Consider the following 24,797-nt stretch of genomic DNA (forward strand, 5'->3'; position numbering starts at 1 on the left):
GGTCCCCCGGTCCTCCGGGGCCGTTCCTTGCCCTCAGTCGTCGGTCGGCTCCAGCAACCAGTTGAGGACCCTGGGCAGGGCGTGCAGCGCGTCGAAGTGCGCGGCCGCCGGCTCCACCACGACGGTGGAGTTCGGGATGCGCCCGGCCAGCCAGCGGGAGTGACCCACCGGCGAGAACACGTCCTTCTCGCCGTGCCACAGCAGCACCGGACCCGTGATGTCCGCGGGGTCGAAGCCCCAGGGCCGACTGAACGCGAGCGCGTCGTCGATCCACCCCCATGCCGAAGTGCGCAGACCCTCACGGTAGTTGCGCAGCAGCATGGTGCGGACGCCGGCGTCGTTGACCACCATCCGGTCGGAGTCGGTCAGCTCCCGGCGCAGATCGTCGATGAGCCGGACCGGGTTCTTCCTGATCACCGCGGACCGTGAGATGAACGACTCCGCGAGCTCGTCCGGATCGGCCGCCGCGGTGGAGTACGCGAGCACATTCGAGGCGGCCATCCCGTCGAACCAGTCGAGCCCGTCGGCGCCCCAGGGAGCCAGCCCGACCAGCGCGGCGGTACGGGTCACCCGCTCCGGCATCAGCGCTGCGCAGGCCAGGGCGTGCGGGGCACCACCGGACCGGCCCACCACGGCGAACCGGTCCAGCCCGAGATGGTCGGCGATGGCCCGTACGTCCTGGACGGCGTCGGCGACACAGCGGCCCGGCAGCCGGTCGGATTCGCCGTATCCCGGCCGGTCGTAGGTGATCAGTTGTGTCTTGCGCTGGTACAGCACCATGCCGCGCGGAGCAGGCCCGAGCCTGCTGCCGGGCATTCCGTGCAGGAGGAAGACCGGTCTGCCACGGGGATCACCGAGACGCTCCACCACCAGATGCCGCCCGTCCGTTGCGCGCACCCGACTACGCACTCCGTGCCTCCTCCGTATGGTGCGGACACGGTGTGTCCGACTTTTCCCGCCCAAGTCGATGATGACCCATCAGAGCGCTTACCGGGACGGTGCGTTGGGAAACCGTGGAGGTCTTCGGGGGCGCGTTCGATCGCCCGGCCGGGTGTCACGGTCGGTGCGACGGGCGGCCGGCCGTCGGGAGAGACGCGCCGCGGCGGACGGTGTCGCGGGGGGTGCCGGCGCGCCGGGCGTCGGACGGCAGGCGGCTGGGGCGGGGCTCCGTCGTTGCGTGGGAGGGTCAGTCGACCGTCGAGCCGAACGGTGGGCGGGCGGCGGCGTCGTCCGGTCTGCGGCGCAGCGAGAGCAGGAACGTGACGAGTGTGCCCGCCACCGCCCACGCGGACAGCACCAGCAGGGGTCCGGTGACCGCGTTGCCCTTGAAGTACGCGATCGAGCGGGCCACCCAGGTGCCCGCCCCGGGCGGCAGTGCGGGGCCGATCGTGCGCCAGAAGTCCGGGAGCATCGGCAGCGGGAAGGCGCCGCCGGCGCTCGGGTTGCCCGCGATCACCACGATCAGGACGGCCAGCCCGATGCCGACGATGCCGGTGAGGGCCTGCAGGGCGAGGGTGAGCATGCCGACCGCGAAGACGGTCAGCGCCCCCAGTCCCGCGAGGCCCCAGAAGCTTCCGGGCAGGGCGCCGAGGACCGGGCCGATGATGATCGCGCCGCCGATCCCGCCCACGACGGAGTACAGCGCCATGACGCCGGTCCGGATCAGCGCGCGCTGCAGGTTGGCGGGTTTGGACCCGGCGCTGATCGCCAGGATCGAGGCGCAGAGGTAGCCGCCCACGCACCAGCCCACGACCAGGTAGAAGGACGAGATTCCGTTGAAGTCCTGGCCGGAGGCGGGGGCCAGGTCCACGGTCCGCACGGTGCGCTGCCGGGCCAGGTCCGCCTGCGTGAGGGTTCGCGTCAGGGTGTCGGCCATGGCGGTGCCCCCGCCGGAGGCGACGAGGACGGTGTCGGTGGTGCCGGTGGGGCTGACGATCAGGGCGCCGTCGATCTCGCGGTTCAGGATCTGTTCGCGGGCCGTGGCCGCGTCGGCGACCGTGCGGGGGTCCAGCGGGCCGCCCGGGAGATTCTTCAGCTCGGTGAGGAGCTGCGCGGACATCTGCCGGGGCGCGACGACCCCGAAGGGTACGTCCGTCGGCTTCGGCTTGTGCAGCGCCCCGACGTAGGACGCGATGAACAGCAGTTGCAGTCCGAGCACACCGATGACGAGCAGTGCGGCCCGTGGGGTGACGGCGTTCTTCACCTCGTCAGCGAAAGTCATGCCCCCACGCTCCGGGCTGTCGGCCATTCGTGCAGGTGGGAGTGGGCCGAATGGCTGAGACGGCCGACGGTCCGGACCGGGTGAGGGTCCGGCCTTCCGGGTATCGTACGAATGTTCGAAACTTGGTCTATGGTGGAGAGCGAGGGGGGTGAGTACGGATCGGTCCAGGAGGTGCGGGTGCCCGGGTTCACGCATCTGCATACCGTTTCCGGGTTCTCCCTGCGGTACGGGGCCTCGCACCCGGAGCGGCTGGCGGAGCGCGCCGCGGAGCGGGGGATGGACGCTCTCGCGCTGACCGATCGCGACACGCTCGCGGGGACGGTCCGCTTCGCCAAGGCCTGCGAGAGGGCCGGGGTGCGGCCGCTCTTCGGGGTGGAGCTCGCGGTGGGTTCCGCGGCGGCGGAGCATACGAGGGGCGACGGGCGTACGCATCGGCTGCGTCCCCCGGTCCGCGGCGGTGCCTTTGTCGATGAAACCGCACCCCGGGTCACCTTCCTCGCCCGGGACGGTGCGCAGGGCTGGGCGGAACTGTGTCGGCTCGTCACCGCCGCCCACGCCTCCGCGCCCGACGACGCCGGTGCCGGGCAGCCTCTGGTCGACCGGTCCGAGCTGCCCGCCGAAGGACTCACCGTGCTGCTCGGCCCCGCCTCCGACGTCGGCAGGGCGCTGGCCGCCGGCCGCCCGGACCGGGCCGCCGCGCTGCTCGCCCCCTGGCGGGAGATCCACGGGGACGACCTGCGCCTCGAAGTCGTCCACCACGGACGCGCGGGCACCGGCCCCGGGTCGCTGCGGCTCGCCGCCCGTACCGTCGGCTTCGCCGCCGATCAGGGGGTACGGGCCGTGCTGACCAATGCCGTCCGGTACGCCGACCCCGGGCAGGGCCCGGTCGCCGATGTGCTCGACGCGGCCCGCGGGCTGGTCCCCGTCGACCCCCGCCGCGCCCCGCTCGACAGCGGCGAACGCTGGCTGAAGGATGCCCAGGCGATGGCGCGGAGCGCCGAGCGGATCGCCTCCGCCGCCGGGCTCGGCCGGGACGCCGGAGCGCGGCTGCTCGCGGAGACCCGGCACACCGCCGATGCCTGCGTCGTCGACCCCGAGGGCGACCTCGGCCTCGGTGCCGTCCACTTCCCCGAACCGCATCTCGTCGGCGCCGGTCGGCGCACCGCCCAGCGGGTGCTGGCCTCCCGCGCCGCCGCCGGCATGGTGCTGCGCGGCTACGACCGCAGGCGCGACTACTGGGAGCGGATGCATCAGGAGCTGGACATCATCGCCTACCACGGGTTCGCCTCCTATTTCCTGACGGTCGCTCAAGTCGTGGACGACGTCAGGGCGATGAGGATTCGGGTCGCCGCCCGGGGCTCCGGCGCGGGTTCCCTGGTCAATCATCTCCTCGGGATCGCGCACGCCGACCCGGTCGAGCACGGGCTGCTGATGGAGCGCTTCCTCTCCAAGCGCCGTGCCGTGCTGCCCGACATCGACATCGACGTCGAGTCCGCCCGCCGGCTCGATGTCTACCGCGCGATCATCGGGCGCTTCGGCACCGAGCGGGTCGCGACCGTCGCCATGCCCGAGACCTACCGGGTGCGCCACGCCATCCGGGACGTCGGTGCCGCGCTCTCCATGAACCCGGCCGAGACCGACCGGCTCGCCAAGGCCTTCCCGCACATCCGGGCCCGCGACGCCCGCGCGGCCATGGCGGAGCTGCCCGAACTGCGTGAGGTGGCACGGGAGAAGGACCGGTACGGGCGGCTCTGGGAACTGGTGGAGGCGCTGGACGCCCTGCCGCGCGGCATCGCCATGCACCCGTGCGGGGTGCTCCTCTCGGACGCCTCCCTGCTGCGCCGGGCACCCGTCGTGCCCACCAGTGGCGAGGGCTTCCCGATGGTGCAGTTCGACAAGGAGGACGTGGAGGACCTGGGGCTGCTCAAGCTCGACGTGCTGGGTGTGCGGATGCAGTCGGCGATGGCGCACGCGGTCACGGAGGTCAAGAGGGTCTCGGGGCAGGACGTGGACCTGGACGCCGTACCGCCGGGCGATCCGGAGACGTACCGGCTGATCAGAAGCGCCGAGACGCTGGGCTGCTTCCAGATCGAGTCCCCCGGCCAGCGCGATCTGGTCGGCAGGCTCCAGCCCGCCGGCTTCCACGATCTGGTGGTGGACATCTCACTGTTCCGCCCCGGGCCGGTCGCCGCCGACATGGTGCGGCCGTTCATCGAGGCCCGGCACGGCCGGGCGCCCGTGCGCTATCCGCACCCCGATCTGGAGGGGCCGCTGCGCGAGACGTACGGCGTGGTCGTCTTCCACGAGCAGATCATCGAGATGGTCGACATCATGACCGGCTGCGGCCGGGACGAGGCCGACCGGGTGCGGCGAGGGCTCTCCGACCCCGGATCACAGGGCCTGATCAAGGTGTGGTTCGCGCAGCGGGCGGCGGCGAAGAAGTACAGCGCCGAAGTGATCGCCCGGACCTGGGAGATCATCGAGGCGTTCGGCAGTTACGGCTTCTGCAAGGCGCACGCGGTCGCCTTCGCCGTACCGACGTATCAGTCGGCGTGGCTCAAGGCGCACCACCCGGCGGCCTTCTACGCCGGGCTGCTCACCCATGACCCGGGGATGTACCCGAAGCGGCTGCTGCTCGCGGACGCCCGGCGGCGCGGGGTGCCGGTACTGGGGCTGGACGTGAACCGGTCGGCGGCCACTCATCAAATCGAACTGGTGTCTGATGCTGAAGGAAGGAAAGGAGCCTGGGGAGTGCGGCTGGCGCTTTCGGACGTCCATGGCATCAGTAAGGCCGAGGTCGCCCGGATCGTGGCCGGGCAGCCCTACACCTCGCTGCTGGACTTCTGGCAACGGGCCAGGCCGGGAAGGGCGGCGGCCGAACGGCTGGCCCAGGTGGGCGCGTTGGACGCGTTCGGCGCCAATCGGCGCGATCTGCTGCTGCATCTGTCCGAACTGCACCGCGCCCAGCGGGGTGCGGGTTCCGTCGCCGCCGGTGCGCAGCTTCCGCTCGGCAACGGACACCGGACCGGCTCCATCGGGCTGCCCGACCTCAACGCGGCCGAACGGCTCAGCGCCGAGCTGGGCGTACTGAGCATGGACGTCTCCCGCCATCTGATGAGTGATCACCACGCGTTCCTGAAGGAGCTCGGCGTGGTCTCCGCCAAGCGGTTGCGCGAGGCGCGGCACGGGGAGACCGTGCTGGTCGCGGGCGCCAAGGCGGCCACCCAGACCCCGCCGGTCCGCTCCGGCCGCCGGGTCGTCTTCACCACCCTGGACGACGGTACGGGCCTGGTCGACCTGGCCTTCTTCGACGACAGCCATGCCGCCTGCGCGCACACCGTCTTCCACTCCTGGCTGTTGCTGGTACGCGGAGTGGTGCAGCGGCGCGGGCCGCGGAGCCTGAGCGTGGTCGGCGCGGCAGCCTGGAATCTGGCGGAGCTGGCCGAGTTGCGGCGCACCGGCGGACTGGACGCGGTCGCCGCCCGGTTGGCGGCCGAGCCCTCGTCCGAGGAGGACGCCCCCGAGGGGGCCGGGCCCGCTCCCGACGGCGACGGCCGTCGTATCCGGATGTCCACCGGATACGAGATGAACCCCTGGTCCGACCTCCAGCCGCCCGGCGAAGGCCTCGCCACCGGAAGGAAGTTGTGGCATCAGAGCCCGGGGAGCGCGGGATGAGCACGGCACACGACGAGCCAGGAATCCTGTACCTGCGGTTCCGCAGGATCGGCGGCGGCCTCCCGGACAGCGCCGGTTACGAGGGGCTGCTCGCCCTTCTCGGCGCGTTCACCCCGATGGTCGAGGCGGTCCCGCCCGACGGGGCGCTCGCCGATGTGCGCGGCGCGCTGCGCTACTTCGGGCGGGACGTGACGGGGCTGGCCGCGGTGATCCGGATCCGCGCGCTCGCCCTGCACGGTGTGGACTGCGCGATCGGCGCCGCGGAGAACCCGATGCTGGCCCGGATGGCGGCACGGCAGGCAGCGCCCGGAACGACCTTCGTGGTGCCCGGGGGAGAAGGGGCCGGGTTCCTCGCGGCCAAGCCGGCCGCGGCGCTGGACGGCGTCGGGGCGGCGACGGCCCGCACCCTGTGCGGATGCGGACTCGACTCCGTCGGCCGGATCGCGGCGACCCCGCTCGGCACTCTGCAGCGGATCACCGGTGTACGGACCGGTCGCGAACTGTGGGAGCGGGCGCGCGGCATCGACCGCACGGCGGTCGTTCCGGGCGCCGCCGCCCGGTCGATCGCCGCCGAACGCTCCTTCCCGCGTGACGAACTGGACCGGGAGCGGCAGCGCCGCGCGCTCATGTCGCTCACCGAGGAGCTGGGGGCCAGGATGCGCGGGGACGGACAGGTGTGCCGGGGGCTGGCGGTCTCCGTGCGCTATGCCGACCGGACCGGCTACTCGACGCTGACCCGCAGCCGTACGCTCCGGGAGCCCACGGCCCACTCCGCGGCGCTCACCGAACTCGCGTACCGGATCCATGATTCGTTCGCTCTGCAGCGGGCCCGGGTGCGGGGGATCGCGCTGCGTGCGGAAGGGCTGATGGACGGCGAACGGGCCACGCACCAGCTGTCGTTCGACCCGGTGGACGAGCGGGCGCGCCGGATCGAGGCGGTGGCGGACCGGCTGCGGGCCAGGTTCGGCCCACAGGCCGTGATGCCGGGCCGGCTCGCGGGCCGATCGCCCCTATGACGTCATCTTATTGATGAACCCTCAGTTTTTACCGACGCGTAACTTCCCATGCCACCCTACTCGTGCGTAATTTGGCATGAGCACATAGGAATTCAGCAGTCAGAACTTGTGGTCCGGGCCGCAGGGCGCACCGACATCGCAACTCCCTTGAGCCGCAAGGAGACCACACGATGCTGCCCTGGAACCGTGCGCCGCGCACCCCACGTGCGCGGAGAACCCTCGCCGCACTGCTCCTCGCCGTTGCCGCAGTCGCCACCCCCACGGCCGCTGCCGCTGCAGCCACCCCCACCGTCGCCACCTCCCGTGGCTGGAACGACTACTCCTGCAAGCCCTCCGCGGCCCACCCCCGCCCCGTCGTCCTGGTCCACGGAACCTTCGGGAACTCGATCGACAACTGGCTGGTCCTCGCCCCCTATCTCGTCAACCGGGGCTACTGCGTCTACTCGCTGGACTACGGGCAGTTGCCCGGTGTGCCTCTCTTCAACGGTCTCGGCCCGATCGACAAGTCGGCTGGCCAGCTCGCCGCATTCGTCGACAGGGTGCTCGCCTCCACCGGGGCGTCCAAGGCGGATGTCGTCGGGCACTCCCAGGGCGGCATGATGCCCAACTACTACCTGAAGTTCCTCGGCGGGGCCGCGAAGGTGAACGCCATGATCGGGCTCGCACCCGACAACCACGGCACCACCCTCCTCGGCCTGACGAAACTGCTGCCGTACTTCCCGGGAGCGGAGGACCTGCTGAACGCCAACACGCCAGGTCTCGCCGACCAGGTGGCGGGCTCTCCCTTCATCACCAGCCTCAACGCAGGCGGCGACACCGTGCCCGGCGTGCGCTACACGGTCATCGCGACCAGGTACGACGAGGTCGTGACCCCGTACCGCACGCAGTTCCTGGACGGGCCGAACGTACGCAACGTCCTGCTCCAGGACCTGTGTCCGGTCGACCTCTCCGAGCACGTGACGATCGGCACCGTCGACCGGATCGCCTACCACGAGGTGGCGAACGCCCTGGATCCGGCCCACGCCACCCCCACCACCTGCGCCTCGGTCATCGGCTGAGGGCTGTCCCGCCGCACCGCCGGTCGGACGGGCCGCGGGCCGATCACGATCCGGCCGGCGGGCCGTCGCTGTCAGTCAGGGGCCGAGCTACGACCGCCGGAACCCGCTTACCGGTATCAATGTCAGTGGCGGATGGCACGATCGACCCATGACGACGATCGACTGGGACTCCGCTGCCGACTCCTTCGACGAGGAGCCCGACCACGGGCTGCTCGATCCGGCGGTCCGGCACGCCTGGGCGCGGCGGCTGGAGAGCTGGCTGCCCGGCGAGCGTTCCGAGGTGCTCGACCTGGGGTGCGGCACCGGAAGCCTTGCCCTGCTCGTCGCCGGGCAGGGACACCGGGTCACCGCCGTCGACCGGTCGCCGCGCATGGTGGAGCAGGCACGGGTCAAACTCGCCGGGACCGGCACCGGGGTGCATCTCGGGGACGCCGCCCAACCACCGGTCGGCAAGCAGCAGTTCGACGTGATCATGGCTCGGCATGTGGTGTGGCTGCTGCCCGATCCGGGGGCGGCCCTGCACCACTGGTTCACCCTGCTGCGGCCCGGCGGGCGGCTGATCCTGATCGAGGGCGTCTGGGGCGGAGTCGGCCTCTCCGCCGAGCGGCTGACCGGACTGCTCTCCGAGCTCACCGAGCGCATCCACCACGAGCCGCTCTCCGACGATCCGGCCCTGTGGGGCAAGCGGGTCGACGACGAGCGCTACGCCCTGGTGGCCCGCGCCGAACCGCCCCGGCGGCACACCGAGGTCGTCGATGTGCATCTGATCCTCCGCCGCGGCCCCGACGTCCTGCTTGCCCGCCGGGCCGGCACGGGGTACGCGGACGGGCTGTTCAACGGCCCGTCCGGACACGTGGAGGACGGTGAGGACGTCCGCGAGGCGATGATCCGCGAGGCCGCGGAGGAGATCGGTGTCGAGTTCGGTCCGGACGAGCTGCGGGTCGCCCTTGTCATGCAGCACCGCGGCCCCGGCGGCAGCCCGCGGACCGGCTGGTTCTTCGAGGCGGAGTACGACCCCGGCCGCCCGCCGTACAACCGTGAACCGGACAAGTGCTCCGAGCTGGCGTGGTTCCCGCTGAACGCCCTCCCGGACGACATCGTCGCCTACTGCCGGGCGGGGCTCGACGGCTATCGCGCGGGCGAACACTTCCTGATCCACTGGCACGAGGACGGCGATACCGTGGCGTACCAGCCGCACGGCGTCCGCCGCGCCGTCCCGCTGCCGGCCGGCGGGGCCCGCACCGGCGGGGTGCACCACATCGAGCTGTGGGTGCCCGACCTGCCGACGGCCGAGCGGGGGTGGGGCTGGCTGCTCGGCGAGCTGGGTCATGTCCCGTACCAGCGCTGGGAGAACGGACGGAGCTGGCGGCGCGGCGACACCTATGTGGTGGTCGAGCAGTCACCCGACCTGACCGGGGGACGCACGACCGCCGCCGCCCCGGGCTCAATCATCTGGCGTTCCACGTCCGTGACCGCGCCACCCTCGACGCACTGGTGGCCGGGGCACCCGAACACGGCTGGCGGCCACTCTTCCGGGACCGCTACCCGCACGCGGGCGGCGACGGGCACACCGCCGCCTATCTGGAGGACGCGGCAGGGTACGAGGTGGAGCTGGTCGCAGGCGTGCCGCCGGCCCGCCCCGCGCCCCAGGTCCCGGCGCCGCACACCGACGTATGGGCGCGGCGCCGGGACTGAAAGGGCGTTCAGGTCCGGTTCGGAGCGATTTCGCGCAGCCCGTGTCGTGCGGGACGGCGGCAGCCTCGGCAGACCGGGTCCTGCACCGGTCGGGTCGACCTCGATGAGCGGGCGGCGACGTGCCCGGCCGTGTCCGGCCTCCGCGACTGAGCAACCGGTCCGTGGTCCCGGCGGCCTGACGTCTGTCCCCGGGGCGGTCAGACGGCGGTGTTGAGTTCGCCGTCGACGGTGGCGTCGCGGGTAGGGACGAAGTAGGGCGACCGGTGGTGCCAGCGGGCCCACGCGGCGGCCAGCAGTCCGGAGCCGATCATCAGGACGGGGACGAGCAGTGCGAACCAGCCGTTGTCGGCGGAGACTTCGAAGTGATCGGTGGAGCGGTAGAAGGTCCAGGCGAGATAGCCGCCGGTGGCGAGCAGCGCGAGCGCGCCCAGTACCGGTCCGACGACAGCGCGCAGGGCCTCCGGCGGCGACGTGCGCAGCAGGTGGCGGAAGCGCACCGCGGCGGCCGCGGCGGTGAGGGCGTAGTAGAGGGCGACGACGATGCCGATCGCGTTGACGGCGGCGAAGATCAAGTCGTTGACGGTGGGGATGACCAGCGCCATCGCGGCGAGGACCAGAGCGATCGCGGTGATCAGCAGGGTGCCGACGGCCGGGGTCCCGTGCTTGGGGTGCAGCCGCGTCCAGACGGAGCCGAGAACGCCGTCGCGGCCCATCGCGTACATCCCGCGGGCGGTGGGGATGACCGAGGCCTGGAGCGAGGCCACCGCGGAGAACATGAGGGCGATGAGCGGCAGCGCGGCCAGCGGCTGCTCGGCGAGCTTCACACCGAAGTAGGCGAGTCCTTGAGCGCCGTTGTCGGCCAGTTCGTCCAGTGGCAGGACCCGTTGGAAGGCGGTTCCGGCGAGCAGGAAGAGGAGCAGCATGACGCTCAGGGCGATGAACCCGCCACGGGAGGCGTCCCGTGGGTCACTGACCTCTTCTCCGACGCTGAAGACCGACTCGAAACCCCAGTAGCAGAAGACCGCGAGCACCATGCCCTGGGCGAGGGCCGCGGCCGAGGGGATGTCGAAGGGGTTGAACCACTGGAGCGAGAAGGGCTGGTCCCCGGCGAACAGCCCATAGCCGCAGAAGGCGAGCAGCACGCCGTACTCGAAGATCAGCAGGTACTTCTGCAGACGTGCCGCGAGGTCGAGCCCGCGAACGGCGACCAGCGCGGCGGCGACCAGGACGGCCATGCCGAGCAGGGTGGACTGGAGGGTGGAGTCCGGATCGAGGGAGAGGCCGGCGACGCTGTGGACGGAGGCCTGGCCGAGGAACTGGATGGTCGCCGAGCCCGTCACCGTGGTGGTGTAGGCCATGAACACGATGGTGCCGACGACGTTGACCCATCCGACCAGGAATCCCAGCCAGGGGCTGAAGATGCGGCCGACCCACTTGTAGCTGCTGCCGGCGTTGGGTTCGGCGCGGTTGAGCCGCCCGTATCCGCCGGCTATGCCGAGCACGGGCAGGAAGGCCAGCAGCATGATCGCCGGTAGGTGCAGGCCGACGATGCTCGCCATCAGACCGAGCCCGATGCCGATACTGCTGGTCGCCGCGGTGCTCGACGCGGCGAGGACGATGCCGTCGACGACGCCGATGGACTTCCGCATCGCGGTCTGAGGGGCCTGGGCGCTGCTCCTCGGCGTGGCGCTTGCACTTTTCACTGGTACCACCAACGGTCGTCGCCTCGCTCGGGGAAGGTGGCCGGAGGGTCCGGATGGCAGGCCATGAAACCGTTGCCCTCTTCACACGTCAATGGTGTTGTCATAAGCTCCGCGCCATGAATGAGCGTGTGGTTCCGGAGCCGCAGCGGCGGCGCAGAAGGCCGACGAAGCAGGGCACGGTACTGTCCGAGCAGATCATCGTGGAGACGGCCCTGCGGCTGGTCGGTCAGCATGGTGCGGAGGCGTTGACGGTCCGGCGGCTCGGAGCAGCGCTGGGCGCCGACCCCAGTGCGCTCTACCGGTACTTCCGCAACACCGACGACCTGCTGCTGGCGATCGCCGACGAGCTCATCGGCCGTGCCCAGCACGGCTGGAAGTCCACCGGCGAGTGGCGTACCGACCTGGGCGAGCTGGGTCTGCGCGTCCACGCCTCGTACCAGGCGCATCCGCAGGCCGCCCTGCTGGCGGCGCACCGGACGACCGGGCGGGACAACGAGATGCGGGCCGTGGAGATGATCCTCGGCGTGCTGCGCTCGGCAGGCTTCCGCGACCGGGAAGCGGTACGGATCTATCACGCCTTCGTGGACCAGGCGCTCGCCTTCGCGGCCCTGGACGCGGCGGCGCTCGCCCTGCCGGCTCCCGCGCAGGCGGCCGATCTCCAGGTGTGGCAGGACCGTTACGGCTGCCTGGACGCGAGCTCCTACCCCCACATCGCCGCCACCGCGCAGCTGCTGGCGGCCGACATGATGCTCAGTGGCTATCCGTTCGCGCTGGAGCTGCTGCTCGACGCCGTCGAAGCCAGGCTGCCCCGGGCGGGCCGGGAGGCCGGCTGAGCCGGGGTCGGCGCTCCCGCCACGCGGGCCGCCCGGGCGCCCTCGGTGCGCGCCCCCGTGCGGATCGCCGGCCGGGCCTCCTCCCGTCGGACGCGTACCGCCTCGGCGTTCTGCTCGACGGTCCGCTTGTCCGGGCGCCGGAGGGCCGGACCCCGGTGGCGCAGGGGCCTGCCCGCCCCTGCAACCACGGGACAGCCCTCAGGGCCGGTCCGGCCCTGATCCCCCGGACAGGCCCCGGAGGCTGTCCGGGGCGTCGTGGCCTCGGCTCACAGGGTGCGCTCCAGGCGGTCGGCCATCAGCCTGACGAACCGCGACGGGTCGCCGAGTTCGCCGCCCTCGGCCAGCAGCGCCAGGTCGTGGAGGAGCTCGGTCGTCTCCTCCAGGCCGGTGCCGGACTCCTCGCTCTTCTCGGAGTGCGCCCGCTTGAGGCCGCTGACCAGCGGGTGCTCCGGGTTGAGTTCGAGGATGCGCTTGACGTGCGGGACGGGCTGGCCCATGGCGCGGTACATGTTCTCCAGCGCCGGTGTCACGTCGTGCGTGTCCGAGACGATGCAGGCGGGCGAGACGGTGAGGCGCGAGGAGAGCCGTACCTCCTTCACGGTCCCGCTCAGCCGGTCCGTCATCCAGGCGAGCAGATCCGCGTACTCCTGCTGCCGGTTCTCCCGCTCGGTCGCGGCCTCCTTCTTCTCCTCCTCGGTACCGAGGTCGACCTCGCCCTTGGCGACGGACCGCAACTGCTTGCCGTCGAACTCGGGTTCCGCCTCGACCCACACCTCGTCGACGGGATCGGTCAGCAGCAGCACCTCGACGCCCTTGGCCCGGAACGCCTCCATGTGCGGGGAGTTCTCGATGGCCTGCCGGGACTCACCCGTGAGGTAGTAGATGTGCTCCTGGCCGTCCTTCATCCGGTCCACGTACTGCCGCAGCGTGGTCGGCTCGTCCTTGTCGTGGGTCGTGGCGAAGGAGGCGACGCCGAGGATGGCGTCGCGGTTCTCGAAGTCGCTCAGCAGCCCCTCCTTGAGGACGCGGCCGAACTCCCGCCAGAACGTGGCGTAGCGCTCCGGGTCGGTGGACATCATGTCCTTGACCGTCGACAGCACCTTCTTCGCCAGACGTCGGTGCATCAGCTGGATCTGGCGGTCCTGCTGGAGGATCTCGCGCGACACGTTGAGCGACAGGTCCTGCGCGTCGACGACACCCTTCACGAAGCGCAGGTACGGCGGCATCAGCGCTTCGCAGTCGTCCATGATGAAGACGCGCTTCACATAGAGCTGGATGCCGCGCTTGTACCCCTGCATGAAGAGGTCCTGGGGCGCGTGCGACGGGATGAAGAGCAGTGCCTGGTACTCGAATGTGCCCTCCGCCTGCAGCCGGATGGTTTCGAGCGGGGCGATCCAGTCGTGACTGATGTGCTTGTACAGCTCGTGGTACTCGTCGTCCGTGACCTCGTCGCGCGAGCGTGCCCAGAGGGCCTTCATCGAGTTCAGGGTCTCGGGCTCGCGCGGGGCGTCGTCGTCGGCCCCCTCGACGGGCTTCGCGGTGTCGTCGAAGGCGGTCTCCGCGGCCATGCGGACGGGCCACGTGATGAAGTCCGAATACCGCTTGACGATTTCCCTGATCTTCCACGGGGAGGTGTAGTCGTAGAGCCGGTCGTCGGCGTCCTCGGGCTTGAGCCGCAGCGTGACCGCGGTGCCCTGGGGGGCGCTGTCGACGGTCTCGATCGTGTACGTGCCCTCGCCGCTCGACGTCCAGCGGGTGCCCTGGCTCTCGCCCGCGCGCCGGGTCAGCAGCGTGACCTCGTCGGCCACCATGAAGCTGGAGTAGAAACCGACACCGAACTGGCCGATCAGCCCTTCGGCCGCGGCGGTGTCCTCGGCCTCCTTGAGTTCCCGCAGGAACTTCGCCGTGCCCGAGTTGGCGATGGTCCCGATCAGCTGCACGACTTCGTCGTGCGACATGCCGATGCCGTTGTCCCGCACGGTCAGCGTGCGGGACTGCTTGTCGGTCTCGATATCGATGTGGAGGTCGGACACGTCGGCGCCGAGCGAGTCGTTGCGGAGTGCTTCGAGTCGCAGCTTGTCGAGCGCGTCGGAGGCGTTGGAGACGAGTTCGCGCAGGAACACGTCCTTGTTCGAGTAGATCGAGTGGATCATCATCTGCAGAAGCTGGCGCGCTTCCACCTGAAACTCGAACGTCTCAGTCGGCATAATCCGTGATTCCTTCTCAGGTCACCGGGTGGGGAACTGGCCTGAGCACTTTAGATCAACCGGTGATCAGGGAAACCGTTCCCGGCCAGTGCGCATGGGGCGGGAGCGAATCCCGGACCCACTGCCGTGCACGGGGCGCACGGCCCCGTGCACGGCGGACCGCCACGTCCGGGGCGTCGACCGCCCGGGGTCCCGGCGGCGGGAACCCCTGCGGACGGACGGGGCTCCGCGCGTCAGGCCAGCAGCGCCGCGAGCCCCTCCGTGCGTGCCAGGTGTTCCAGTTCGTCCAGTGCCCGGCGGGCCGCCCCGGCCGCCGCCGGGTCGCGTTCGGCGAGCCCGCTCTCCTCGAACTCGTCCTCGTCCAGCCGGAGCACGGACGAACCGTCCGCCGACACCCACAGGTCCAGGTCCAGATCCTCGACCAGAAGCTCCCCGTCCCGCAGCACGGCGGGGCGGGTGATGTCGCAGTACCAGCCCTTGAGCCCGCCCGTGCCGCCACGAACCTCCTTCACGGCGAACCAGCGGTCGCGCCAGTAGTGCTCGGTGAACACGTCCCCCGGCTCGAACCGTACGAAGCCGAAATCGCGGACCCCCGGTGCCGCCCAGGGCGCACGCACCGTCACCCGCGTGCCGTCGTCGCGGACCACGTCCGCCGGATAGCGGATCTTGGTCCGCCCGGCCTTCACCAGGGCGACCACCAGCGCGGTCTCAGCCGAGCTTGCGGACATGGCGCACCTCCGTGGCACAGATTTCGTAGCCGAACCATCGGTTGACGGCCAGCATCGGACCGTTGTCCGTGTCATTGCCGGTGTACGCGTCCGTGTATCCGGCGGCGCGTGCCCGGTGCAGTGAGTCGTTCTTGGCGAGCCTGGCAAGGCCCCGGTTGCGGTGCGCCCGGCGGGTTCCGGTCATCCCCGACATGTAGCGGGTCAGTCCGTCGGTCCGCGCCGCGCTGAACGCCGCTACTTCCCCGTCCACCATCGCGACCGAGGTGAGCTCGTGGTCGAGCGCGGGGTTGCGCCAGGTGTGATTCAGCCAGTCCTCGTAGTCGGACAGTTCCGTCGGGGTGTCGCTCGGCTCGTCGGCCGTGGTCTCGGCGTCCGCCTCGAAGAGCGGGCGCGGGTCGTCCGCGAAGTCGGCGGCGGTCCGCAGCTCGACACCCGTGGGCAGCTCCTGACGGGGCGGCAGCGCCCCGTGGGCCAGGTCGAGATGGAGGAAGTGGGCCGAGCGGCCGGCCGTGTAGCCGCGCTTCTCCGCGAAGGCGCGGTCCGACGGGGTGTCGAGCACCCAGGTGTAGATCGCGAGCGCGCCCTCCCGCGCCAGATACTCCTCGGCCGTCCTCAGCAGTAACCCACCGGCCCCGCGCCCGGTGCGATCCGGATGCGTGTACGGGTTGAAGAACGCCTGGCCGGGTTCGAAGCTGTCGTGGACGAGGCCGACCTGCGCGGTCCCGATGAGCTCCCCGTCCTCCTCGGCGACCAGCAGCCGGTAGCGCTTGCCGGGATGGGCGCAGGACAGATCGAAGGCGACCAGCTCGGGAGTCGTCACGATGTAGGGCAGTGCGGCACGCCGGACCCGCACCCAGGCCTCGGCATCGGCGGGCAGGAAATCGCGAACGAGGACAGTCATGGGCCGGACGTTACGCGTGGGCACGCACGGGCCGCCCCTGATTTTCCGGCCGGTGGGGGAGAATCGGGGTGTGACCCTGAAGATCGCCCTTGATCCGGACGCCGGTACCGCCCCGTACGAGCAACTGCGCACGCAGATCTCCGAGCTGGCCCGCTCCGGCGCGCTGCCCGTCGGCTTCAGACTTCCGACCGTACGTGGCTTCGCCGAGGAGCTCGGCCTCGCCGCGAACACTGTGGCCAAGGCGTACCGGGCCCTGGAGACCGACGGGGTGATCGAGACCCGTGGGCGCAACGGCACGTTCATCGCCGCCGCCGGGGACGCGGCGGACCGTCATGCGGCGGCCGCCGCCCAGGAGTACGCGGAGCAGGCCCGGCGGCTGGGCCTGTCTCGGGCCGAGGCGCTGTCCCTGGCCGAGGACGCGGTGCGGGCGGCGTACGCGACGCGTTGATCCGTTGCCGTTGCCGTTGCCGTTGCAGGGACCGGGGCCGACCGGTGGCGGATCTGCCCTCGGCCGCCGGTCCGGCTCGGTCCTCCGGCCCGTCAGGGGCGGCTGAGGGCGACGGGCCGCCGGGCTCAGAGGTACAGGCCCGCGTCCGCGCCTGAATCCTGCTTCGGCACCGACGCGGGACCGCTGCCGCGACGCAGCGCGTACAGCTCGGCGAGTGTGGCGCCCTCGCGGCCGAGCCCTTCCTCCGTACCCAGCCAGCCCACCGCCTCCTTGCGGGTCAGCGGGCCCACCTCGATCCTGGCGAGGCAGCGGCCGGGCCTGACCACCGCCGGGTGGAGCCGCTCCAGGTCCTCGTTGGTGGTGACACCCACCAGCACGTTGCGTCCCTGGCCCAGCAGTCCGTCGGTGAGGTTCAGCAGCCTGGAGAGCGCCTGGCCCGCGGTGTGTCTGGCCTCGCCGCGGATCAACTCGTCGCAGTCCTCCAGGAGCAGCAGCCGCCAGCGGCCCTTCGCCGTGCCGTCGTCCTCGCCGATCGCGATGTCCATCAGATAGCCGACGTCGTTGAAGAGCCGCTCCGGATCGAGCACGCAGTCGACCTGGCACCAGTCCCGCCACGAGCGCGCGAGGGTGCGCAGCGCGGAGGTCTTGCCGGTGCCGGGCGGACCGTGCAGCAGGAGCAACCGGCCCGCGATGTCATCGGGGGTGACCTTCATCAGCCGGCCCATGGCATCGGCCACGGGCGCGGTGTAGTTGGCACGGACCTCGTCCCAGGCGCCGGCGGCGATCTGCCGGGTGGTGCGGTACGGGCCGCGTCGCGGGGACACGTACCAGAAACCCATCGTCACGTTCTCGGGCTGCGGCTCCGGTTCGTCCCTCGCACCGTCCGTCGCCTGGCCGAGGATCTTCCGGGCCAGCTCCGCGCTGGTGGCGGTGACCGTGACGTCGGCGCCGCGGTTCCACCGCGAGACGAGCAGCGTCCAGCCGTCGCCCTCGGCCAGCGTGGCGCTGCGGTCGTCGTCGCGCGCGGCACGCAGCACCTCGGCCGCCGGAGGCAGCAGGGTCGCCCCGGCCTTGACGCGATCCAGGGAGGAGCTGTGCGAGTACGGCTGCTCGCCCGTCGCGAAGCGGCCGAGGAACAGCGCGTCGACGACGTCGGACGGGGAATCGCTGTCGTCGACGGTGAGCCGGATCGGCAGAGCGGACTCGGGGTTGGCAGGCATGGCGCCCATGATCCGGCAAGGGAGCACCCGACGCACCCAGGTTTCACCACCTTCCTCCCCGCTTCGGACGGTCGGGCCACGGATCCGACGTGTCCTCAGGGGGACGCGTAAGACAACTCGTTGGATCAACTTGGCATGGACACTTCCGGTGGAGGTGCAGGTGCTGCTACCACGGACTCGGCAGACCAGGCGGAGATCCTGCCGGTCGGTCCAAGGGAGGTTCCATGAAGATGTCCAGACTCGTGGCGTTCTCGTCATCGGTCCTGCTCGGTGCCGTACTCGCGCTGACCGGAGCGGCCACCGCCGATGCCGCCTCGTCCGTCCAGGCCGTCGACTACGTCGCACTCGGCGACTCGTACTCCTCGGGTGTCGGGTCCGGCAGTTACGACAGCGCCAGCGGCGACTGCAAGCGCAGCACCAAGGCCTACCCGGCACTCTGGGCCGCCGCCAACTCGCCCTCGTCCTTCGCCTTCACCGCTTGCTCGGGTGCCCGTACGAGTGATGTCAAGGCCGGTCAGCTCGGCCCCCTGAACGCCTCGACCGACCTCGTCTCGATATCCATCGGCGGCAACGACGCGGGCTTCTCCGACGTCATGACCACCTGTGTCCTCCAGTCGGAGGCCACCTGCCTCAGCCGGATCGCCACGGCTCGCAGCTTTGTCGACACCACCCTGCCCGGCAACCTCGACTCGGTGTACTCGGCGATCCGCGCCAAGGCGCCGTCCGCCCGCGTCGTCGTCCTCGGGTACCCGCGCTTCTACAAGATCGGCGGCAGTTGCGTCGTCGGCCTGAGCGACAAGGTGCGTACCGCGATCAACGGTGCCGCCGACTACCTGAACGCGGCGACCGCCAAGCGTGCCGCCGACCACGGCTTCACCTACGCCGATGTCGCGGGGAAGTTCACCGGACACGAGATCTGCTCCGGAGACGCCTGGCTGCACAGCCTCAACTGGCTCAACATCGGTGAGTCCTACCACCCCACCGCGGCCGGACAGTCGGGCGGCTATCTGCCCGCCCTCAAATCGGCGGCCTGATCCACGCTCGTCATGCGCCGGGCCCGTCCGGCAGGCCGGCGGGCAGGAGGCCCCCGTCCGCAGGGGTCTCCGTCCGGCAGGCCGACGGTCCAGCGCGGACGAATCACTTCCGTTCTGTCCAACTCGCCCTGGAATCGGGCGGATTCGGATGCTGGTCGTCAACCTCCGTATGTGTGTGCTCAATCCTGCGACCGGGATGCGCGGGTGTCGTCGCGGGGGGTTAGGGTTAACCTGCCCGGGCCGGGTGCCCTCGTACGGGTGGGGAGTGACATGGAACAGATAGCGATGCGCAGCAGGCCGCGTGTGCCTGCCATCACATGCGGAAGCAGTGCGACGAGCTCGCGCCTCGACCGCCATCTCGCGGTGCTCGGCGGCCCTGCCGTCCCGCAGCGGGAGGCGGCGGAGGCGACACTGCTGATGCGCGAGCTCACCTCGCGCGACGCCGCTCACAGCCGTCGGAGCAGGAGCGCGCGGGTCTCGCTCTTCGCGCCGCTGCGCCGACTGCGCCGCTCGCTCTTCGGCAGCCGCCACTGACCCGACGGCCCGTCACGGCCCCATCGGTCCACTGCTCGGGCTCCCCGGCCGGGCCGCCCGCTCGGGCGGCCGCACCGTCCCGGCACTGCGCTGCTGTCCGCCCTCCCGTCATCCCCAGGGCTCGCAGCAGCGCTTCGGTGTGCTCGTCGAGGCATCCGGCCCATGCCGAGCGTTATGCCGAAATAATTCGGTGCCGAAGTACTTACTAGACTGCTCGCATGCCCGAAAAGCGAGCCGCGCGCCTGAGCCCCGACGAACGAAGGGCCCAGTTGGTCGCCATCGGGCTCGACATGCTCGCCGACCGGTCGCTGGACGAGCTCTCCACGGACGAGGTGGCGCGCCGCGCCGGTATCTCCCGGGGGCTGCTCTTCCACTACTTCGACTCCAAGCGGGACTTCTACCGCGCTGTCGTGCGGCAGGAGTGCGACGGCTTCGCCGCAGCCACGGAACCGGACTCCTCGCTGGAGCCCGTCCCCTGGCTGCGGTCGTTCATCACCGGCTTCGTGGCGTACGTACTGGAGCACCGCAAGGTGTACCTCGCCCTGGTCCGCGGCGCCGCCGCCGGTCAGCCGGCGGTGGAGGACATCGTCGAGCGCACCAGAGGCGTCCTCGCCCGGCGGGTGGAGGAGGCCCAGCGACGGCTCGGGATGCCCGACTCGCCGCGGCTGCCGGTCGCGGCGAGGGCCTGGATGGCGTTCGCCGAGGAGGCCGTCACCAGCTGGCCGTCCGACGGGCCCGACGGTCCGGCGGAGCTCGGCGCCTTCCTGGAGTCGAGCTTCATCAGCCTGCTCGGCGCCCTGGACCGACCGAGCGCGCTGCCCCGGTGACCGCGGTGCGCCGCGGTCATTCGCCGCCGCGCGCGTAACGCCGTACGGTCAGCGGCACGAACACCGCGAGAAGCACTGCCGACCAGGCGAGCGTCCCGGCCACCGGATGGGCGACCGGCCAGGCGCCGTCGGCGGACGGGGACGCGTTGCCGAACAGATCGCGGGTGGCCGAGGCCATGGCGCTGATCGGGTTCCACTCCGCGACTGTGCGCAGCCAGCCCGGCAGGTTGTCGGTCGGAATGTACGCGCTCGACAGCAGCGGCAGGATGAAGGTGGCACTGCCCAGCTGGCCGGCCACCTCCTCGTTGCGGATCAGCAGACCCAGCCAGCAGCCGAGCCAGGACGTGGCGAACCGGAGAAGCAGCAGCAGCCCGAAGGCGCCCGCAGCGGCGAGCGGGCCGCCCTCGATCCGCCAGCCGACCGCGAGTCCGGCCAGGATCAGCGGAACCATGCCGATGGCCGTGGTCAGCAGATCCGCGGCGGTCTGGCCGAACGGTACGGCGGTCCGGCTCATCGGCAGCGTACGGAACCGGTCCATCACTCCGCGGTCGCAGTCCTGCGACGCCTGGAACATTCCGACCATGATCCCGTTGGCCGCCGTCGACGCCAGCAGGCCCGGCACCAGGAACGCGCGGTACTCCTGGCCGGGCATGGCCAGCGCGCTGCCGAACACGTAGCCGAAGAACAGCAGCATCGTGATCGGCATGGTCTGGGTCAGGATCATGACGCCCGGCGCGGCCTTGATCCGCTGCAGATGGCGGCCCAGCATGGTCAGGGCGTCGGTGACCGGGGTGCTCGCGGCGGACGCGACGGCCGGCTCGTGGGCCGGTGCGATGCTGCTCATGCTGCCGTCTCCTTCAGGGGCGGGGAGGTGCGGCCGTCGTTGCGGCCGGTCAGGCGGAGGAAGACCTCGTCGAGCGTCGGCGGGCGCAGGCTCGCGTCGACCAGCGGAACGCCGGCCGCGTCGAGTTCGCGGACGATGCGGGGGAGGGTGAGCGTGAGATCCGTCGCGACGGCGCCCACGGTGCGGTGCTCGCGGTCGAGCACCGGTGCGGCGCCGGTGAGCTGGTCGAGGACGGCTGCCGCCGGGACCAGCGCCGACTCATGGGTGACGACCACTTCGGCATAGCTGCCGATACGGGACTTCAGTTCGGCGGGGGTGCCGCGGTGGGCGGCCCGGCCCCGGTCGATCAGCACGATGTCGTCGGCCAGTCGGTCGGCCTCCTCCAGATACTGCGTGGTGAGCAGCACGGTGGTGCCCAGGCCGGCCAGCTCGCGCACCGCCGCCCAGATCTGGTTGCGGCTGTGCGGGTCGAGCCCGGTGGTCGGTTCGTCCAGGAAGAGCACCCGCGGCCGGGTCAGCAGACTGGCGGCGAGGTCGAGACGGCGGCGCATCCCGCCGGAGTAGGTGCGGGCCGGGCGGTCGGCGGCGTCGTCCAGTTCGAAGCGGTCCAGGAGTTCGTCGGCCCGGCTGCGCGCGGCATCGCCCCGGAACCGGAGCAGCTTGGCGAAGAGCCGCAGGTTCTGCCGGCCGGACAGTTCGCCGTCGACCGAGGCGCTCTGCCCGGTGACGCCGATCGCCGCGCGCACCGCGCCCGCCTCGCGCACCACGTCGTGGCCCGCGACCCGGGCGCTTCCGCCGTCCGGCACGGTCAACGTGGTGAGAACCCGGACCGCGGTGGTCTTGCCCGCGCCGTTCGGCCCCAGTACTCCGCAGACGGTGCCCTCGGCGACCGCGAGATCGAGCCCGCGCAGTGCGTGGACATCGCCGTACCGCTTCTCCAGACCTTCACTAAGTACAGCGTACGTAGTTGTCATGGGGCTCACCGTACCGCACTACGTACGGTGTACGTAACTACCATGGTGGGCGAGGTGATGATCCATGGTGGGGCGACCCGCTGTACCCGAAGTGATCTGGGCGCGCCCCGAGCGTGCGGGCCGCGGCCCCAGGCCCGCGTTCAGCCGCGCCGACATCGCGGCGGCCGCCGTCCGGATCGCCGACGCGGAGGGCTTCGACGCGGTCTCCATGCGGAAGGTGGCGGCGGAGCTGGGCTGCGGCACGATGTCGCTCTACAACTACGTGCCACGCAAGGAGGACCTGTACGAACTGATGCTCGACGCGGTCAGTGCCGAGTACGAGTACCGGGAGCCCACCGGCGACTGGCGCGCCGATCTCGTCGCGCTGGCCCATCAGGCCCGCGCGATGATGCACCGCCACACCTGGGTGCCCCGGCTGATGTCACCCGTGTACGGTTTCAGCCCGAACTCCCTGCGGTATCTGGAGTACTCGCTCGGCTGCCTGGACGGGGTCGACGCACGGTTCGGCGAGAAGATGGAACTCATCGCCTTGATCAACGGCGTGATCACCACCTATGTGGCCAACGAGATCGCCACGGCGGAGCGCAGCCGGTCGCTGCCCTGGTCCGAGGAGCAGGAGCACGCCGTGCGCACCGGCTATCTGGTCAGCCGGATCGCGACCGGGAAGTATCCACGGATCGCCGCGGGGTTCGCGGAGGATCCCGGGCCGATCGATCTGGACGGGGTCTTCGACCGGATGCTCGACCGGGTGCTGGACTCCTTCGACCGGTAGCGCGCGGCCCCCGGCGCCCCGTCACAGCAGCGCGAACTGCCCGTCAGGGCCCTCCTCCTGGTGATCGAGCACCGACGCGGGCCGCCGGGCCGCCGCCGGGACCGGCAGGACGCCCGCCGCGCGGAGCTCGCCGGCCGTGATCCGCGGGCCGTCGGCCAGGCCCTCCCGCCGGGGCCGGAGCCCGTCGAGCAGCGCGAGCACGGTGATCAGTTCCAGCAGCTCCGAGGTCCACTCCTGGGGCCAGACGCGGGGCCGGACCGCTTCCAGGGCGTCCGTGTCCGCCGCGTGCGCACCCGCGCGCCGCTCGAACCACAGCTCCAGCATCCGGACCCCGCCGACCCGGAACTCCCAGGCCCCGGCCGGCACGGGCGAGATCCGGCCTGTGCCCAGCGTGAGCGTCTCGTCGGCCGGGTCGTACCCCAATGCGGTCGGTGCGGGCGGAACCGAGGCCCGCACGTAGGGGCGGCGCCCACCGGGCAGCCGCGGGCGCTCCCCGCCACGGGCACCGCGCAGCTCCAGCCGCAGCAGTTCCCGCCCCAGCTCCACCCCCGCCGACCAGCGCTCCGGGTCGGCGGGCAGCGGTACCACGCAACCGGCGGGGCAGTGGCGGGCCGCCGCGAGCGTCCAGGCCAGCACGGAGTGCTCGGTGACCGTGTCCCCGTGGCGGTCACGGAGCAGGGCGAGCAGTCCGGGGGCCAGATTGGGTTCGAGACCGCCGGGGCGCCGGTACAGCGGCCGGATCCGGCCCGGCCGGCCGGCGGGGGAATGGCCGTCCGGCAGCAGCGCCGTCACGGACAGGGCGGGCCCGGTGTCCTGGGGCACGTACCCGTGCTCGACGGCGAAGAGCTGGTGCCCGTCGGCGACCCGCCACAGCTCGGGACGGGCGGCATCGATCAGCCGGTGGTCGGGGATCAGCCACTGTTCGTCGAACGGGCCGTGCAGGATCCGTACCGGCTCGGGACACGCCCCGGACTCGCGGGCGAACCGACCGGTGCCGGTGGCCTGCCCAGGAAGCGCCGCCACCGGGGTCTGCGGGGTACGGGAACGAGTGGGCCGGAACAGCCGTTCGCGCTCGGCGGCCTCGGCCCGGACCAGCCGCTCCCAACGGGCCTTGAGCGAACCGGCGTCCGGGGCGGTCACCCAGGGGCGACCGGTCCGCAGGGGCCGTACGGACCATGGCATGAGGTCGTCGAGCAGCGGGATGTCGTCGTCCCTGCCGGCTCCGGCCGCCGCCTGTGCTGCCACCGTGTCGTCCTCCCCGTCGCCACGCCGCCCTGGCATCGTAACGGCGTCGGAGGGCGGGCCGTCAGTGCGCTTCCACCGTCACCGAGAACGAGAACCGGTCGCCCCGGTAGCGGATCTGCGCCACATCCACCACCTGTCCGCTCTCGTCGTACGTCACGCCCGTGTAGAACAGGATCGGGCTCAGCAGCGGTACCTGGAGGAGTTCGGCCGTGACCGGGTCGGCGAGGCGCGCCTCGACCGTGTCGGTGATGCGCGCGATCCGGACACCGACCCGGTCGCGCAGCACCTTGGTCATCGGCCAGTGTTCGAGATCGCGGACATCGAGCCGGGCCGCGATCTCGGGACGCACCGCGTTCTGCGCCCAGTTGGTGGGCTCACCGCTGTCCCCGTCGCGGCGCAGCCTGCGGTAGCTGACCACCTCCGCGCACTCGGGGAAGTACTCGGTGAGATCGCCCGGTACGGCGACCGGGCCATGGCTGAGGACCGCGGTCCGTTCGCCCGACTGCTGGGCCACGATCGCGTCGATCGAACCCAGCAGCCGGACCGGCGAGACCCGGCGGGCGCGCGGCTCGATGAAGGTGCCGCGCCGCCGGTGCCTGCTGATCAGCCCCTCCGTCTCCAGCTCCTTGAGTGCCTGGCGCATCGTCAGCACGCTGACGCCGTAGTGTGCGGCGAGCTGTTCCTCGGTCGGCAGCCGAGCCGAGGCGTCCTTGGCGCGCCCCAGTATCGAGGCGCGCAAGGACTGCGAGACCTGGTACCAGAGCGGCAGTTTGCGGTTCAGGACCAGCGAATCAGGAGCGAAGGCGGGCCCCTGGGACGTCTTGGGCATATGAGGCACCTGGGTCACCTGGTCTCTCCGTAC

Annotated in this window: 20 protein-coding genes and 1 pseudogene; 10 read left to right on the forward strand and 11 right to left on the reverse strand. The window is 71.4% G+C overall.

The genetic code is table 11. From position 1 onward, the window contains the following. Positions 1-33: 33 nt before the first annotated feature. Both ACF1B9_RS18950 and ACF1B9_RS18955 read right to left on the reverse strand, forming a co-directional pair. The gene (locus ACF1B9_RS18950) at positions 34-909 is read right to left on the reverse strand and encodes an alpha/beta fold hydrolase (RefSeq protein WP_391740394.1); all 876 of its coding nucleotides are present in this window, start codon (positions 907-909) and stop codon (positions 34-36) included. Between the two features lie 277 nt (positions 910-1,186). Next, positions 1,187-2,221: a DUF3533 domain-containing protein gene (locus ACF1B9_RS18955; RefSeq protein WP_391740393.1), complete on the reverse strand. Its 1,035-nt coding sequence runs from the start codon at positions 2,219-2,221 to the stop codon at positions 1,187-1,189. A gap of 129 nt (positions 2,222-2,350) precedes the next feature. Between ACF1B9_RS18955 and ACF1B9_RS18960 the strand changes: the two genes are divergently transcribed. From ACF1B9_RS18960 to ACF1B9_RS18975, 4 genes and pseudogenes are all read left to right on the forward strand, one after another. After that, complete coding sequence (locus ACF1B9_RS18960; RefSeq protein WP_391740392.1) at positions 2,351-5,896, forward strand: DNA polymerase III subunit alpha; 3,546 nt, start codon at positions 2,351-2,353, stop codon at positions 5,894-5,896. Beyond that, a complete protein-coding gene (locus ACF1B9_RS18965) occupies positions 5,893-6,912 on the forward strand; it encodes a hypothetical protein (protein WP_391740391.1) in 1,020 nt (339 codons plus the stop codon). The genes ACF1B9_RS18960 and ACF1B9_RS18965 overlap by 4 nt, the downstream gene beginning before the upstream one ends. 170 nt (positions 6,913-7,082) lie before the next feature. After that, on the forward strand, positions 7,083-7,970 hold the full coding sequence (locus ACF1B9_RS18970) for an esterase/lipase family protein (RefSeq protein WP_391740390.1): 888 nt from the start codon (positions 7,083-7,085) through the stop codon (positions 7,968-7,970). A gap of 148 nt (positions 7,971-8,118) precedes the next feature. After that, a pseudogene (locus tag ACF1B9_RS18975) lies at positions 8,119-9,665 on the forward strand (trifunctional class I SAM-dependent methyltransferase/NUDIX hydrolase/VOC family protein). A 197-nt stretch (positions 9,666-9,862) separates the two neighbouring features. Here the strand turns inward: ACF1B9_RS18975 and ACF1B9_RS18980 are convergent. After that, complete coding sequence (locus ACF1B9_RS18980) at positions 9,863-11,314, reverse strand: APC family permease (RefSeq protein ID WP_391740449.1); 1,452 nt, start codon at positions 11,312-11,314, stop codon at positions 9,863-9,865. Positions 11,315-11,484: 170 nt separating this feature from the next. On the opposite strand from ACF1B9_RS18980, the gene ACF1B9_RS18985 reads away from it, so the two are divergent. Next, positions 11,485-12,201: a TetR/AcrR family transcriptional regulator gene (locus tag ACF1B9_RS18985; protein ID WP_391740389.1), complete on the forward strand. Its 717-nt coding sequence runs from the start codon at positions 11,485-11,487 to the stop codon at positions 12,199-12,201. 266 nt (positions 12,202-12,467) lie between these two features. Here ACF1B9_RS18985 and htpG read toward each other — a convergent pair whose 3' ends face one another. The 3 genes from htpG to ACF1B9_RS19000 form a co-directional block, all read right to left on the reverse strand. Beyond that, positions 12,468-14,408 carry a molecular chaperone HtpG gene (gene htpG, locus ACF1B9_RS18990; RefSeq protein ID WP_391740388.1) on the reverse strand — a complete coding sequence of 647 codons (1,941 nt, stop codon included), beginning with the start codon at positions 14,406-14,408 and terminating at the stop codon, positions 12,468-12,470. A gap of 233 nt (positions 14,409-14,641) precedes the next feature. Beyond that, positions 14,642-15,136, reverse strand: coding sequence for a DUF402 domain-containing protein (locus tag ACF1B9_RS18995; RefSeq protein WP_351074823.1), 495 nt, complete (start codon positions 15,134-15,136; stop codon positions 14,642-14,644). Further along, the gene (locus ACF1B9_RS19000) at positions 15,117-16,037 is read right to left on the reverse strand and encodes a GNAT family N-acetyltransferase (RefSeq protein ID WP_391740387.1); all 921 of its coding nucleotides are present in this window, start codon (positions 16,035-16,037) and stop codon (positions 15,117-15,119) included. Before ACF1B9_RS19000 ends, ACF1B9_RS18995 begins: the two co-directional genes overlap by 20 nt. Positions 16,038-16,107: 70 nt before the next feature. Here ACF1B9_RS19000 and ACF1B9_RS19005 point away from each other — a divergent pair, with 70 nt between their 5' ends. Beyond that, entirely contained in the window at positions 16,108-16,485 is a 378-nt protein-coding gene (locus tag ACF1B9_RS19005; protein WP_376273859.1) for a GntR family transcriptional regulator, read from the forward strand. Positions 16,486-16,610: 125 nt separating this feature from the next. Here ACF1B9_RS19005 and ACF1B9_RS19010 read toward each other — a convergent pair whose 3' ends face one another. Further along, on the reverse strand, positions 16,611-17,705 hold the full coding sequence (locus tag ACF1B9_RS19010; RefSeq protein WP_389637177.1) for a DUF5925 domain-containing protein: 1,095 nt from the start codon (positions 17,703-17,705) through the stop codon (positions 16,611-16,613). A gap of 224 nt (positions 17,706-17,929) precedes the next feature. On the opposite strand from ACF1B9_RS19010, the gene ACF1B9_RS19015 reads away from it, so the two are divergent. From ACF1B9_RS19015 to ACF1B9_RS19025, 3 genes are all read left to right on the forward strand, one after another. After that, a complete protein-coding gene (locus ACF1B9_RS19015) occupies positions 17,930-18,739 on the forward strand; it encodes an SGNH/GDSL hydrolase family protein (protein ID WP_391740386.1) in 810 nt (269 codons plus the stop codon). A gap of 270 nt (positions 18,740-19,009) precedes the next feature. Further along, entirely contained in the window at positions 19,010-19,273 is a 264-nt protein-coding gene (locus tag ACF1B9_RS19020; protein WP_391740385.1) for a hypothetical protein, read from the forward strand. Positions 19,274-19,491: 218 nt separating this feature from the next. Beyond that, complete coding sequence (locus tag ACF1B9_RS19025) at positions 19,492-20,100, forward strand: TetR/AcrR family transcriptional regulator (protein ID WP_391740384.1); 609 nt, start codon at positions 19,492-19,494, stop codon at positions 20,098-20,100. Positions 20,101-20,116: 16 nt separating this feature from the next. Here ACF1B9_RS19025 and ACF1B9_RS19030 read toward each other — a convergent pair whose 3' ends face one another. Beyond that, positions 20,117-20,869: an ABC transporter permease gene (locus ACF1B9_RS19030; protein ID WP_351074910.1), complete on the reverse strand. Its 753-nt coding sequence runs from the start codon at positions 20,867-20,869 to the stop codon at positions 20,117-20,119. Between the two features lie 71 nt (positions 20,870-20,940). Further along, positions 20,941-21,918 carry an ATP-binding cassette domain-containing protein gene (locus ACF1B9_RS19035; protein ID WP_391740383.1) on the reverse strand — a complete coding sequence of 326 codons (978 nt, stop codon included), beginning with the start codon at positions 21,916-21,918 and terminating at the stop codon, positions 20,941-20,943. 64 nt (positions 21,919-21,982) lie between these two features. Here ACF1B9_RS19035 and ACF1B9_RS19040 point away from each other — a divergent pair, with 64 nt between their 5' ends. Beyond that, positions 21,983-22,690, forward strand: a complete 708-nt coding sequence (locus ACF1B9_RS19040; protein ID WP_391740382.1) for a TetR/AcrR family transcriptional regulator — start codon at positions 21,983-21,985, stop codon at positions 22,688-22,690. 21 nt (positions 22,691-22,711) lie between these two features. Here ACF1B9_RS19040 and ACF1B9_RS19045 read toward each other — a convergent pair whose 3' ends face one another. Further along, positions 22,712-23,935 (reverse strand): type ISP restriction/modification enzyme, encoded by a 1,224-nt coding sequence (locus ACF1B9_RS19045; RefSeq protein ID WP_391740381.1) that lies wholly within the window; start codon positions 23,933-23,935, stop codon positions 22,712-22,714. Between the two features lie 61 nt (positions 23,936-23,996). After that, positions 23,997-24,764, reverse strand: a complete 768-nt coding sequence (locus tag ACF1B9_RS19050) for a GntR family transcriptional regulator (protein WP_391740380.1) — start codon at positions 24,762-24,764, stop codon at positions 23,997-23,999. Between the last annotated feature and the right edge of the window lie 33 nt (positions 24,765-24,797).

It is taken from the genome of Streptomyces sp. NPDC014727 (genome assembly GCF_043083485.1).
Taxonomy (GTDB): Bacteria; Actinomycetota; Actinomycetes; order Streptomycetales; family Streptomycetaceae; genus Streptomyces.